The organism is Maribellus luteus (assembly GCF_003576475.1).
Taxonomy (GTDB): Bacteria; Bacteroidota; Bacteroidia; order Bacteroidales; family Prolixibacteraceae; genus Draconibacterium; species Draconibacterium luteum.
Map to the genome: position 1 here is coordinate 68,518 of NZ_QWGR01000007.1, position 13,216 is coordinate 81,733.

A 13,216-nucleotide genomic window follows, 5' to 3' on the forward strand; every position below is an offset into this window, starting at 1 on the left:
TTTTACTGTTCGTGGTATTGACTGTTGAACTCAACTACGGTCGGATTTACGACCATATCGTTTTTAACCTTCTGGATTCCCTCGCTTATTATCCGGTCTCCCGCCAGCAAACCGTCCTTTATTAGCCATAGATCCCCAATTTTGTTGCCGGGGGTGATTTGTCGGGTTTCGACCTTGTTTTCAGGATTTACGACAAAAACCGAATATTGCCCCTGAAGTTCCTTGATGCATTTTTGAGGAACCAGCAAGGCGTTTTTATGTTCGATCGGAATGCGAACTTTTGCATATTGACCGGGACGAACGATCCTGTCGGGATTTTTGAAATGTGTTTGTACCAGGATGGTTCCGGTGTTGCTGTTTACCCCCCGGTCGATAAATGTTACTGAACCTTTGTAATCGTGTATGCTGCCATCGGCCAGAACAAGTTCCATATCTTCTTTGAGGTAACGGGATGCATCAAAAATATCCTTGCTGTTGTCGGCCATTTTAATTACCCTGAGGTATTGGTTTTCAGGCAAGAAGAATTCCACGAAGATCTCGTCCATTTTAGATACTGTATTCAAAACAACGATGGGATATTGACCAACCAATTCTCCCACATCGGCCTGTGATTTTCCAATAATTCCGTCGATAGGCGACTTTATTTGGGTATAGCTGAGGTTAATTTTAGCGATTTCCAGATTTGCTTCGGCGGCTTCAACCATTGATGTTGCTGCATCGAATTGTAGTTTGGCTGCATCCAGATCGGCCATGCTTACAGCGTTTGATTCTGCTAGTGGCTTGTAACGATCGAAGTCGCTCTTTGCTTTGGCAAACTGTGACCTTGCTTCGGCAAGCAGGCTTTGCTTGGCGGCAACTTCTGCCTCGTAGACTTGTTTGTCGACCGTATAAAGAAGCTGTCCTTTTTTTACCGGAAATCCTTCCTTGAAATGTACTCCTTCCAAATATCCCGGTACGCGGGCCCGGATAGAAATGTCCTGGTAACCGGATACCTCTCCAACAAAATCGACTTTCTCAACAATGTTTTGTTGTTTTACGTTTACTACTTCTACATTAACGGGGGGCATTTGTTTCACGCCTGTCTGTCTGCATCCAAAAAGTGAGAATGCAATCATAAAAGCAACGATTAATCTGCTTTTTGTTAAGTTTGGTTTGTTCATTTTTTGTTTGTTTATAGCGAATCACTCTTATAAGTTAGTGATTTTCTGAAATTCAGAATGTGTTAGAACATCATAAAATGAACATTTTTTTAGCTTTTGGGAAAGTTTAAGGGGCTGTATTATAGATAAATTGAACCTGGACAAGCCAGAAAACATTAGTTTCAGACTGAATATAGTTGGATGAAGATTGAATTGATTACAGCGATTTTGGTTTTTCGGCGGTCAGTAAGAAATTGATTGTATTTTGCCAGAAATGCACAAATACTGTAATAATTAAAGGATGTATAAGCAGCTATTCATTCAGTTGGGAAATACGGGTTACCCCTCCCGAAACCACAAATTTCATTACTTCTGCCGGAGATATGGATAGTTTTTCCACGCGCTCGGCAGGAACCAGGTACAATTCGCCGGAAAAGTTATAGGAATGTGGAAAGTAAACCGCTGTCATGTCTTTGAGTTCGAATTCGTCCAGCGAATCTTTGGTAATAAAACCCAGTTTCCAGAGGTTATTCTCTTTATTGAAGTGAACTTTTACGGGGACATTGAACTTTTTTTCGTTGCCCACAAAAGCAGAAAAAAGATCTTTCAGTGAAGTGTACAGCAGATTTAACAAAGGAATTTGCTTGATAAAAGTTTCGCCAAGACGCTTAATGGGCGACACAAGCGCTGTTTGTCCAATAAACCCAAGAATGGTAAGTGATACAACCAAAATAACAATTCCGAGGCCTGGAATATGAACGCCGATTACGGGCTTTAGGTTGCTGGCCAGCCAGCCGTCGACGGTTACAAAAACAGTGTAAAGAATGTAAATGATAATGGCTACCGGTGCTACCAGCAACACTCCCTGAAAAAAATAACTGCCCAACTTTTTCATATTCCTTATGATTATTCCGTTTTGTGAAAGTACTCCATTTTTTACAAACATAAAATGGAGGTTGGTTTTAGCCCTGCTGCCATGTTATTGCTAATTACTAACTTCTTTTTTCGGGAAAAGCACAGAAAGCAAAACGCTTATCACCAGCACTGTTCCGATAAAATAAAGCGAATATTCGGGTTGAAAGCCCCAGTCTCTCAGGTTTTTGTGAAACAATAATTTGGCTCCCACAAACACAAGCAGTAATGCCACTCCCGGTTTAAGAAAGCGGAATTTGTTGATCAGATTGGCCAGCAGGAAGAACAGTGCACGTAATCCCAGAATTGCAAAAACGTTAGAGAAAAATACAATGTACGGATCGCGTGAAACAGCAAAAATGGCCGGTATGGAATCGAATGCAAAAATAAGATCCGAGAATTCAATCATGATCAGCACCAGGAAAAGCGGGGTGAATACAAGTTTCCCTTTCTCGCGGAACCAAAAACTGTCGTGCCCATATTCGGTGGTAACGTTTATGTGACGGCTTACCCATTTTACCAATTTGGAATCTTTGGGGTCTTTGGGTTTCTTGTCTTTTTCAAAGAGGATTTTTATGCCCTGATACAAAAGGAATCCACCAAAAACAAACAGCACCCACTCGAAACGGTGAATGATAGCCACACCGGCAAAAATGAACGCAAAACGTAAAACAATCGCACCAAAAATCCCCCAGAAAAGAATGAGTTTATAGTCTTTTTGCGGCACGGAAAATCCGGTAAGAATCATCATCATCACAAAAATATTGTCGATCGAAAGGGTCTTTTCAATAAAATATCCGGAGAGATAATTAATGGCCTGTGCTTTCCGGTATTCTGCCAGCATTTGGTCAAAAGTATTGGTTTTGAATTCGAGATAGGGATTGTAAAGTCTGCATATTTCCCGTAATTCTTCGGGTGTGGTAATGCCATGGAGCAAATGGCCAAAGTAAAACAGAACAAAATAGAACGATAGTCCAAGAGATATCCAGACAACGCTCCACACGATGGCCTCTTTGGCCGAAATAATATGCACCTTCCTTCCTACAAACACAAGGTCAATCATTAGCACTCCGACAATAAACGCCAGAAATACTGCCATTGAAATGATTTCAATACTCATGATGGATATTTACCGATTGAAAAAAACAGAGAAATGCACTGATTATATTGGAAATTACTGCAACTGCTCCTTTAAAAAGTTGGTCATTTTAGTGTAGAGGTGCATTGTTGTATTTCCTCCCCTGATGCTGTGATCGCGGTTGGTGTACAGAGCCATATCGAACTGAACACCGGCTTGTACCAGCTTCTCTGTCATTTCGTAGGTATTCTGGGCATGCACGTTATCATCAGCTGTTCCATGAATAATCAACAGCCTTCCCTTAATATTGCCCGCATGGTTTAGGGGCGAATTATCGTCGTATCCTCCAGGGTTTAACTGGGGTGTACGCATGTAACGTTCGGTATAAACCGTGTCGTAAAAGCGCCAGTTGGTAACCGGAGCAACCGCAATACCCGCTTTAAACAGATCACCTCCTTTTTCAAGCGAAAGCAAAGTCATAAAACCACCGTAGCTCCACCCGAAAATGGCAATGTTCGACGCATCCACATAGGGGAGTGTTCCCAGGTAACGGGCCGTTTCCACCTGGTCGTCGGATTCGTATTTTCCCAACTGCAGGTAAGTAACCTTTCTGAAATCTTCACCACGCGCGGCTGTTCCTCTCGGATCGACACAAACCACCAGAAAACCTTCCTGAGCCAGGTATTGGTTCCAGCCAACACCGCCCCACGAATCGCTTACACTTTGCGAGTTGGGGCCGCTGTATTGTGTCATAAACACCGGGTATTTTTTAGAAGCGTCAAAATCAAGGGGCTTGATCATGTATCCGTTCAGCTCAACACCTTCCGAAGTTTTAAATTTGAAAAACTCTTTTTGCGGAACATTCATGGCTTTCAGAGTATTCTTCAACACCGTGTTGTCTTGCAATGTGCGCACAATTTCACCCTTTTTGTTTTCGTGAAGCGTAATGTAATTGGGCACAGTGTTGCTACTGAAATAATTGATGTAGTAGTTGAAATTCTTACTGAAAACGGCATCGTTGGTGCCTTCCATTTTAGACGTTTTGCCTTGTAGTTTTTTGTCCTGGCTGATAAAGTACACTTCACGGCGAAGGGGCGATTCAGCGGCTGCCTGGTAGTAATATACTTTTTTGGCCGCATCGTAGCCGTAAAACTTGGTTACGTCAAACTCGCCATCGGTTAACTGCGCTTGTTCAATGCCCTGGCTGTCGTATAAATACAGGTGCGACCAGCCATTCCGTTCGCTCAGAACTACAAAGTTGCCGTTGTCTAAAAAAGTAAATGCATCCAGAAAATCTTCATCCACATAGCGTTTGTTTTTTTCGGTCAGCACCTCGCGCGCTTCGCCGGTATAAGGATTGGCGTAAAGTACGTCGAGCTGGTTTTGCAAGCGGTTAAGCCGCATTACCACCAGGTCGTTTGCAGGCGACCATTTCAAACGCGGAATGTAAATGTCGGTATCGGTTCCAGTATTAACTGGGATTGTTTTCTTGGTTCGTATTTCGTAACTCAATACCTGAACTACCGAGTTCTTTTCACCTGCTTTAGGATATTTCCAACTAGCTTCGCCGGGGTACAGTTTAAAGGCTGCATACTCAGGAGCAGCACCTGCGTACATGGGCATTGAGAACTCCGGAACTTCGCGTTCGTCGAAACGGATAAAGGACAGGAACTCACTGTTGGGCGACCACCATATCGCTTTGTTAAAACCGGTGAGCGAAGTAAAATCTCCAAATTCTTCCTCGTACACCCAATCGGGCAAGCCATTGATGATTTCGTTTTTCTTCCCGTCGAAAGTAGCCTGTGTTGTACTTCCGAATTTCAGGTTTTTAATAAAGATATTGTTGTCACGCACATAAGCCACCCGGTTACCATCGGGCGAAAAAGTAGCTCCTTGTTGCGCACCTTTATCCGAAAGTGCCGTAAGTTCTTTGGTTACTGAGTTCCAGATATAATATTCGGCCGTAAAAGAATGGCGGTAGATAGGTTTTATGTCGGTGGTAAAAAGTATCTGGGTTTCGTCCTTACTAAATTCATAGTCAGTAAACGAAGCAATTGGAGCATCTTTTACACTTTTGATATCAAAAAGAACCTCCACCTCTTTTCCGGTTTGGTAACTGTATTTCACCACTTTGGTATTTCCTTCCATGGTTGTATAATGAATACCGTCGTTCATGGAGCGAAGTCCGTAAACCGACGAGGCACGAAAAGTTCCTTTTACCAAAATATCTTCGAGTGTAATTTTTTGAGCTTCTTGTGCATGAAGGGCAAATGACACTCCAAACAGAAGCGCAATAAACAGAAATTGTTTCATCTTGTTTTGCATTAATATTTATGACTCCGGACAAAAATAACAAATGTTAATGAAGCCAAAAGACCAATGGGAAAATTAACATTTCAGGTTTGAAATAAACGCCCTAAAACAAAATGCCACCCGGGAATTCACCCGGACGGCATTTGTACCTAAATAGGTCGAGTTATGAAATTAATCTGGATTTCACCAAAAATATACTTTTGAAAACTACATTCGGCGGAGCCATTTATGTGCCATGTCCCGAAACCTTAAAACCCGCATGTAATTTTCAGAAATACAAATAACGGAATAATTTTCTCTTGCAAGTATTATTGTGACACTAAAATCATCACTTTGCCTTTAATTTTCTGTTTTTAATCAATCTTTAGCAGTAATCTATAATAGAACAGTGAATTAGGAGGGGGAGATGTGCAGTCGTAAATAAGAACGATGTCAGGCTGCGAAGATATCAATAGAAAGGTGTTGAAAATTTGGGTTAAAATTCTTCGTTACAAATCCTTTGAAAGCTTGAAATCTTAAAGGATTCATTATCTTTGCCCCACTTTTTTAAGGAGCATTAGTAAGTTTAAACTGTTCTTATCCTTGTCTGTTCTGAAAGCAGCGTGACTGCAGGAGTTGGAAGAACGAACATCTTGTGAGAACCGAAAACAAACATAAAAATGATTAAAATAACACTACCGGACAACAGTGTGCGCGAATTTGATGCGGCAGTTACCGGAATGGAAGTAGCAGAATCCATTTCTTCGAGGCTGGCTAAAGACGTATTGTCGGTTTCAGTTGACGGTGTGGTTTGGGACCTCACCAGAAAAATTGATCACGATGCAAAAGTTAAGCTGCACACGTGGGATGACCGGGAAGGAAAAGATACATTCTGGCATTCGTCGGCTCACCTGATGGCTGAGGCGATCGAATCATTTTATCCGGGAACCAAGTTTGGGATAGGCCCAACTGTTGATACCGGTTTTTACTACGACGTTGACCTGCCGGAAGGAAAGACGATTTCGGATAAAGATCTGGAGAAGATCGAAAAGAAAATGCTGGAGCTGGCCCGTCAGAAAAATGACATTGTTCGTTCTGAAATTTCGAAGAACGATGCGATGAACATGTTCACCGAAAAAGACGACGAGCTAAAACAGGAACTGATCAGCGAATTGGAAGACGGAACCATTACCTTGTACAACCAGGGGAATTTCACCGATCTTTGCCGCGGACCACATCTTCCGAATACCAGTTATATAAAAGCGATTAAGTTAACTTCGATTGCAGGTGCCTACTGGCGTGGTAACGAGCACAATAAAATGCTGACCCGTATTTACGGGGTTACTTTTCCGAAGCAGAAAATGCTGGACGAGTATCTGGTGATGATGGAAGAAGCCAAAAAACGTGACCACCGCAAAATCGGAAAAGAAATGCAACTGTTCACTTTCTCTGAGAATGTAGGGCAGGGGCTTCCGTTGTGGCTCCCGAAAGGCGCCCAGTTACGCGAACAGCTGGAAACCTTCCTGAAAAAGGTGCAAAAGAAATATGGCTACGAACAGGTGATCACTCCCCATATTGGCGATGTGAAGCTGTACAAGACTTCCGGGCATTTCCAGAAATACGGAAAAGATTCGTTTCAGCCGATTACAACTCCTGCCGAAGGCGAAGAGTACTTGCTGAAACCGATGAATTGTCCGCACCACTGCGAGATATACAAAGCCTGGCCGCGTTCGTACAAGGATTTACCGATTCGCATGGCCGAGTTTGGTACGGTTTACCGCTACGAAATGAGTGGTGAATTGCACGGGCTGACACGTGTGCGTGGTTTTACCCAGGATGACGCCCACCTTTTCTGCCGCCCCGACCAGGTAAAAGACGAATTCAAAAAAGTAATCGATATTATCTTTATCATTTTCAAAGCATTGAGTTTTGAAAATTACACGGCTCAGATTTCGTTGCGTGATCCTGAAAAACCGGAAAAATACATCGGAACGCCTGAGAACTGGGACAAAGCAGAACAGGCAATTATTGAAGCTTGCGAAGAAAAAGGATTAAATACGGTTACCGAATTGGGAGAAGCTGCCTTCTACGGCCCGAAGCTTGATTTCATGATCAAAGATGCGTTGGGAAGGAGCTGGCAGCTGGGAACTGTTCAGGTAGATTACAACCTGCCCGAACGTTTTGAGTTGGAATATATCGGAGCCGACGACAAACGTCACCGCCCGGTAATGATCCACCGTGCACCGTTTGGATCGATGGAACGCTTTGTGGCTGTGCTTATTGAGCATACTGCCGGTAAGTTCCCCTTGTGGCTGACACCAGAACAGGTAGTTGTCCTGCCAATCAGTGAAAAGTATAACGATTATGCTAAAAAAGTTTCAGAAGTTCTAAATATTTCCGATATTCGCACCGTCGTTGACGACCGTAACGAGAAGATTGGTAGGAAGATACGCGACAACGAATTAAAACGCATCCCTTATTTGCTGATCGTAGGCGAAAAAGAAGCCGAAGAAGAAACAGTTTCGGTACGGCGCCAGGGAGAAGGAGATAAAGGAACAATGAGAATAAATGAATTTGCTGAATTTATAGCAAACGAGGTAAGAGAGCAATTATCAGGATTGTATAACTAACTTTAGGAGGAACGTAAAATAGCTATTAAAAGAAGAGGCCCGAGAAACTTTCAGCCGAGAAGAGAAGAAGAACCACAACACAGGATTAACCAGAAAATCCGTGTTCCGCAAGTACGTCTGGTAGGGGAAAATATTGAAAACCCCGGTATATTTCAGTTACGTGATGCATTAAGAATGGCTGATGAGATGGAATTGGATTTGGTAGAAATTTCGCCAAAGGCCGATCCGCCCGTTTGTAAAATTACTGATTACTCTAAGTTTCTTTACCAGCAAAAGAAGAAACAAAAGGAAATGAAGGCCAAAGCCACCAAGATTGTGGTAAAAGAAATCCGTTTTGGCCCTCAGACCGACGAGCATGACTTCCTGTTTAAGTTGCGTCATGCCGAGAAATTCCTTCAGGAAGGAGCAAAAGTGAAAGCGTTTGTATTCTTCAAAGGTCGGTCGATACTGTTTAAAGAACAGGGAGAAATCTTGTTGCTGAAATTGGCAACAGCTCTCGAAGAGCTTGGAACAGTAGAACAAATGCCAAAGCTGGAAGGCAAGCGTATGACAATGTTTATTTCACCTAAGAAGAAATAATTCTTTTAACGGAATTATTTCGCGTGTACAGAGGAGCTTCCGATGTGCACGAAATATATAGTTCTTTGATAACATTTTAATTAGTAGGAATTATGCCAAAAATGAAAACGAATTCCGGAGCTAAAAAGCGTTTTAGACTCACCGGAAGTGGTAAAATTAAAAGGAAGCACGCCTACAAAAGTCATATTCTGACTAAAAAGAGTACAAAACGTAAGCGTAATTTGACTTATTGGACAACCATCGATAAGTCAAACGAAAGCAACGTTAAACTTTTGTTGTGCATGAAGTAATCCGTCAGCTGACGGACTTACCTTCAATTATCCTTTTAACGAGAAAGGTAAAAAAAGTTAAAAACCAGATGATTGTGCTTTAAAGTATTCCTCTGTCAACCGACGGTTGGGAGCGCCGATTATCAAAAAAGTAAAAAGTATGCCAAGAAGTGTAAATCATGTAGCATCACGTGCCCGGAGAAAAAAATTACTGAAAAAAACTAGAGGTTATTTCGGGTCGCGTAAAAATGTGTGGACGGTTGCAAAAAACACCTGGGAAAAAGGTCAGCAGTATGCATACCGCGACAGAAAAGCGAAAAAAAGAACATTCCGTGGATTGTGGATTCAGCGTATTAACGCAGCTACTCGCCTCGAAGGAATGTCGTATTCACAATTCATGGGATTGTTGAAAAAGAACGATATTGAAATCAACCGCAAGGTTTTGGCCGATTTAGCAATGAATCAGCCCGAAGCGTTCAAAGCAATCGTAGAAAAAGTAAAATAAGAAGACTATTACTTAGGTGAAATACATTGAACCCGTAGGAATTTCCTGCGGGTTTTTTTGTACCAAAAAAAAGGAAGCCTAAGCCTCCTTTTCTGTTTTATTCGAATTGCTCTTATTGGAGCTGAACCAGCACAACTGATTTTGAAGGCAGGTTTACAGATAATCTACCTCCTTTGGGTTGGACTACCGAAAACTCCTTGATCGAAACGTTTTCATTTTTTCCAAAGTCGTTGTAATCATTTAATTGTTCGGCAGTGATGATTTGCCCAGTAGCTGAGGCATATTCATTTCCGTAGATTACAATCTCAACCTGTTCCGAATTGTTGGGATCGAGGTTGCAGAGCGTAACCGAAAGTACCCCGTCTTTTACTGATGACGAAGCATGTACTTTGGGCACCGATTTTCCTTCGTAACTGTATTTCCCGGTTTCTATATGGGCCGGCACAAGGTTCGCATCCTGGTGCACGTTGTACATTTTAAATACATAATAAGTAGGCGTGAGCACCATTTCCTCACCTTTGGTAAGAATTACGGCTTGCAATACATTCACCATTTGCGCAATATTGGCCATTTTCACGCGGTCGGCATGGTTATTAAAAATATTCAGGTTAACCCCGGCAACCAAGGCATCGCGTAAAGAGTTTTGTTGATAGAGGAAGCCGGGATTCGTGCCTTCTTCCACGTTAAACCAGTTCCCCCATTCATCCACAATTAAGCCAACTCTTTTGCCCGGATCGTATTTGTCCATAATGGTTGAATGGCGGGTTACCAGTGTTTCCATATCGAGGGTTTCATGAAGTGTTTCAAACCACTCTTTCTCTCCAAAACCGGTAGCGTTTCCTTTGTTTCCCCAGTTACGCGTCTGGATCGTGTATTTATGAAGCGAAATCCCCTGCATCAGACCCCAGTTGCTGGCTGTTTTTTGCATCACAACATCCATCCAGTTGTAGTCGCCTTCGCTCGGTCCACATGCAATTTTATAAAGATTACCGTGTGTAAAGGTGGCAAATCGTTTATACAGATCGGCATAATATTCCGGGCTCATGTTTCCTCCGCAGCCCCAGTTTTCGTTTCCAATCCCCCAGTATTTTACATTCCAGGGTTCTTCGCGACCGTTCTTTTTGCGCAGTTCAGTCATGGGGCTGAGGTTGGACGAAGTAACATACTCTACCCATTCGCTGGCTTCCTGTACGGTACCCGATCCTACATTTATATTAATATAAGCATCTGCATCGATCAGTTCGCAAAAATCCAGAAACTCGTGTGTTCCAAAACTGTTGTCTTCGGTAACATTTCCCCAGTTAACGTTTACAATCGACGGACGGTTTTCACGCGGTCCGATACCGTCTTTCCAATGGTAAGTGTCGGCAAAGCAACCACCGGGCCATCGTAAAACCGGAATTTTCATCTCTTTCAAAGCGCCGATTACATCGTCGCGGAAGCCTCGCACATTTGGAATCTCTGAATTTTCACCCACGTAAATTCCACCATAAATGCAATGTCCGAGGTGCTCGGCAAAATGGCCGTAAATGTCTTTGCTGATCTTTGTATCGCTTTGCTCAGTATGCAGGGTAAGTTTAGTTTGTCCCCATGATACGCTGATGTAGGTAACTAATATCATGGTTAATAGTGGTTTAAGTTTGATCATGTTGAATGTATTAAATTTTGATTTCCTAAATATAAATAATTATCGTCATTTGAACACTTATCTGAAAGTTATTTGTGATTGATCGTGTTTCCAACCAGAATTTGGGCGCAGATAAGAGAAAAACAGAAGCAAGTAGATTACAACAGAATTAGAATAGCTAAGCTGAAATCATTATTTTAGTGAACCTTAATTACAAATAAAACGAACATTGAACCAAAAATATGAATAAGTCCATTGTAGTTGGAGCAGGAGAGCTTTTATGGGACATGCTTCCCGGAGGCAAGGAACTGGGGGGAGCACCTGCCAATTTTGCCTGGCATGCATCTCAACTGGGAGGGCAGGGGATTGTATACAGCGGTGTCGGAAAAGATCAATTGGGAAATGAAATAATTGATCTGTTGAGTAAAAGAGGGATGGATACCCGTTTTATTTCGCAATTGGAAGAATACCCCACAGGCAGGGTAGATGTTCAGGTTGATTCCTCCGGGGTACCGGAATATACGATCGAAACGAACGTTGCCTGGGATAAAATTCCCTTGTGCAATCAACGTAGTGAACTTGTGAATCAGGCTTCCGCATTTTGTTTTGGAGCGCTGGCTCAACGCGATTCTGTTTCATTTCATACCATTCAGTGTTTACTGGATGAACTTCCGGTAAATTGCCTGAAGATTTTCGACATCAATCTCCGGCAAACGTTTTATTCCAAAGACGTGATAGAGCTATCGCTTCAGAAATGTGACATCTTAAAACTGAACGAAGATGAACTTCCGGTTGTGGCAAAACTATTTGGGATAGAAGGGGACGAGACGCATATTCTTGATCGCTTATTGAATGATTTCAGAATTGAAATGATTGCCCTTACAAAAGGTGGAGCAGGAAGTTTAATTCGGACAAATGCAGAAAGAAGCTGGTTGGAATCTCCAAAGGTAACTATTGCTGACACGGTGGGAGCGGGTGATTCATTTACCGCCGCTTTAGCTATGGGGATTTTAATGAAATGGCCGGTAAATAGGGTTCATCAGCTGGCAGTGGACGTTTCGGCGTATGTATGCACCCAAAAAGGTGCGATGCCACTGTTGCCTGAGGATATTGCAAAAGTCTTCGCCCAGGAATAACTGTGTTTCCCGATGTCGTTAAACTCTGTTTCGTTCAGTTGTTGAAATCCACAGATTTCGTTAACTTTTGAGGTCTTCATTTCGTAGAAACCGGTACGATTGAAATACAACCATTAGAGTGATAAAACTAAATTTCAGACCAAAATGAACAAGGCTTTTAAACTTCTGATTCTCGTTGCTTTATTTCTCCAAAGCGAATTCTTGCCTGCTCAAGACTTTGGAATAAAAGGTGGGATGAACCTCGCAACCATGCTCTCGAAGGACAACGACAACCGTTACAGCGATAACTTTTCTGCGAACTCAGGAATTCACTTTGGCTTTACCTTTGAGTTTCCGCTAAATGATGTTGTTGCTTTAAGTCCCGAAATTTTGCTAACCAACAAGGGGCTGAAATATGATTTCAGTGAAGATGATTCCAACATTTCGTCGGATATAAAATTGTATTACATTGACGTGCCGGTAATGCTAAAAACCCGCTATAATTGGGGGAATGACAAGAAAATATTTGGAGCAACAGGCCCTTATCTGGGGATGGGAGTAAGTGGCCAATCGCAGACCACAACCGAATACCAGGGAGAAAGGGTTTGTGAAAAAAAAGATGTGAAGTGGGGCAGCAATAAAAGTGACGACTTTAAAAAACTGGACTGGGGCTGGTCATTTGCCGGTGGAATTCAGATTGAAGAGGTGGAGTTAAGCTTGTCGTACGATTTGGGCTTTGCCAACATAGCGGCCAACCAGGAGAATGGAACCATTGCCAGAAACCGGGTCGTAAAAATTTCCATTGCCTACCAGTTTGGGAAATAGTCAGTAAAAAGTTACCCAAACAAAAGACGCCGAACAAACAGTAAGAAGAAGCTCAATTATGCTACTTCTTATTTTTCATTCAGACCACTCTAAACCACATTTCTGTTTTCTGGTTCAGTTGCTATCATATTTTCTTAAGGCTTTCCGGGCCAATCACCGATCAACATTATTAAGTGCGCAACATTGATCCTGAAAATTCGGGTATTCTGTTTTGCATTTCAGGCATGAGTTTTAGCAGTTGGCAC

The 13,216-nt window shown here is 42.4% G+C and carries 11 protein-coding genes; 6 read left to right on the forward strand and 5 right to left on the reverse strand.

The window, feature by feature from the left end:
* Positions 1-2 precede the first annotated feature (2 nt).
* The 4 genes from D1614_RS13365 to D1614_RS13380 form a co-directional block, all read right to left on the reverse strand.
* Positions 3-1,160: an efflux RND transporter periplasmic adaptor subunit gene (locus D1614_RS13365; RefSeq protein WP_119438457.1), complete on the reverse strand. Its 1,158-nt coding sequence runs from the start codon at positions 1,158-1,160 to the stop codon at positions 3-5.
* A 292-nt stretch (positions 1,161-1,452) separates the two neighbouring features.
* Positions 1,453-2,034 (reverse strand): DUF502 domain-containing protein, encoded by a 582-nt coding sequence (locus D1614_RS13370; protein ID WP_162304499.1) that lies wholly within the window; start codon positions 2,032-2,034, stop codon positions 1,453-1,455.
* 90 nt (positions 2,035-2,124) lie between these two features.
* Entirely contained in the window at positions 2,125-3,171 is a 1,047-nt protein-coding gene (locus D1614_RS13375; RefSeq protein WP_119438459.1) for a TerC/Alx family metal homeostasis membrane protein, read from the reverse strand.
* Between the two features lie 54 nt (positions 3,172-3,225).
* Positions 3,226-5,442, reverse strand: a complete 2,217-nt coding sequence (locus D1614_RS13380) for a S9 family peptidase (RefSeq protein WP_119438651.1) — start codon at positions 5,440-5,442, stop codon at positions 3,226-3,228.
* Between the two features lie 659 nt (positions 5,443-6,101).
* Here D1614_RS13380 and thrS point away from each other — a divergent pair.
* The 4 genes from thrS to rplT all read left to right on the forward strand — a co-directional run bounded on the left by thrS (position 6,102) and on the right by rplT (position 9,404).
* Positions 6,102-8,051, forward strand: a complete 1,950-nt coding sequence (gene thrS, locus D1614_RS13385) for a threonine--tRNA ligase (protein ID WP_119438460.1) — start codon at positions 6,102-6,104, stop codon at positions 8,049-8,051.
* Positions 8,052-8,075: 24 nt separating this feature from the next.
* Positions 8,076-8,630: a translation initiation factor IF-3 gene (infC, locus tag D1614_RS13390; RefSeq protein ID WP_119438461.1), complete on the forward strand. Its 555-nt coding sequence runs from the start codon at positions 8,076-8,078 to the stop codon at positions 8,628-8,630.
* Between the two features lie 101 nt (positions 8,631-8,731).
* Complete coding sequence (rpmI, locus tag D1614_RS13395; protein WP_438268354.1) at positions 8,732-8,920, forward strand: 50S ribosomal protein L35; 189 nt, start codon at positions 8,732-8,734, stop codon at positions 8,918-8,920.
* 139 nt (positions 8,921-9,059) lie between these two features.
* Positions 9,060-9,404 (forward strand): 50S ribosomal protein L20, encoded by a 345-nt coding sequence (gene rplT, locus D1614_RS13400; RefSeq protein WP_119438652.1) that lies wholly within the window; start codon positions 9,060-9,062, stop codon positions 9,402-9,404.
* A gap of 112 nt (positions 9,405-9,516) precedes the next feature.
* Here rplT and D1614_RS13405 read toward each other — a convergent pair whose 3' ends face one another.
* Positions 9,517-11,052, reverse strand: coding sequence for an alpha-N-arabinofuranosidase (locus D1614_RS13405; RefSeq protein ID WP_119438463.1), 1,536 nt, complete (start codon positions 11,050-11,052; stop codon positions 9,517-9,519).
* 221 nt (positions 11,053-11,273) lie between these two features.
* On the opposite strand from D1614_RS13405, the gene D1614_RS13410 reads away from it, so the two are divergent.
* Together D1614_RS13410 and D1614_RS13415 are read left to right on the forward strand one after the other, a co-directional pair.
* On the forward strand, positions 11,274-12,167 hold the full coding sequence (locus D1614_RS13410) for a carbohydrate kinase family protein (protein ID WP_119438464.1): 894 nt from the start codon (positions 11,274-11,276) through the stop codon (positions 12,165-12,167).
* Positions 12,168-12,311: 144 nt separating this feature from the next.
* Positions 12,312-12,971, forward strand: coding sequence for a porin family protein (locus D1614_RS13415; protein WP_119438465.1), 660 nt, complete (start codon positions 12,312-12,314; stop codon positions 12,969-12,971).
* Positions 12,972-13,216 lie beyond the last annotated feature (245 nt).

What these genes read in the sequence shown, in the direction of transcription:
- D1614_RS13365 (WP_119438457.1), bottom strand. Translation starts at nt 1,160, where the DNA reads ATGAACAAACCAAACTTAACAAAAAGCAGATTAATCGTTGCTTTTATG.
- D1614_RS13370 (WP_162304499.1), bottom strand. Translation starts at nt 2,034, where the DNA reads ATGAAAAAGTTGGGCAGTTATTTTTTTCAGGGAGTGTTGCTGGTAGCA.
- D1614_RS13375 (WP_119438459.1), bottom strand. Translation starts at nt 3,171, where the DNA reads ATGAGTATTGAAATCATTTCAATGGCAGTATTTCTGGCGTTTATTGTC.
- D1614_RS13380 (WP_119438651.1), bottom strand. Translation starts at nt 5,442, where the DNA reads ATGAAACAATTTCTGTTTATTGCGCTTCTGTTTGGAGTGTCATTTGCC.
- thrS (WP_119438460.1), top strand. Translation starts at nt 6,102, where the DNA reads ATGATTAAAATAACACTACCGGACAACAGTGTGCGCGAATTTGATGCG.
- rpmI (WP_438268354.1), top strand. Translation starts at nt 8,732, where the DNA reads ATGAAAACGAATTCCGGAGCTAAAAAGCGTTTTAGACTCACCGGAAGT.
- rplT (WP_119438652.1), top strand. Translation starts at nt 9,060, where the DNA reads ATGCCAAGAAGTGTAAATCATGTAGCATCACGTGCCCGGAGAAAAAAA.
- D1614_RS13405 (WP_119438463.1), bottom strand. Translation starts at nt 11,052, where the DNA reads ATGATCAAACTTAAACCACTATTAACCATGATATTAGTTACCTACATC.
- D1614_RS13410 (WP_119438464.1), top strand. Translation starts at nt 11,274, where the DNA reads ATGAATAAGTCCATTGTAGTTGGAGCAGGAGAGCTTTTATGGGACATG.
- D1614_RS13415 (WP_119438465.1), top strand. Translation starts at nt 12,312, where the DNA reads ATGAACAAGGCTTTTAAACTTCTGATTCTCGTTGCTTTATTTCTCCAA.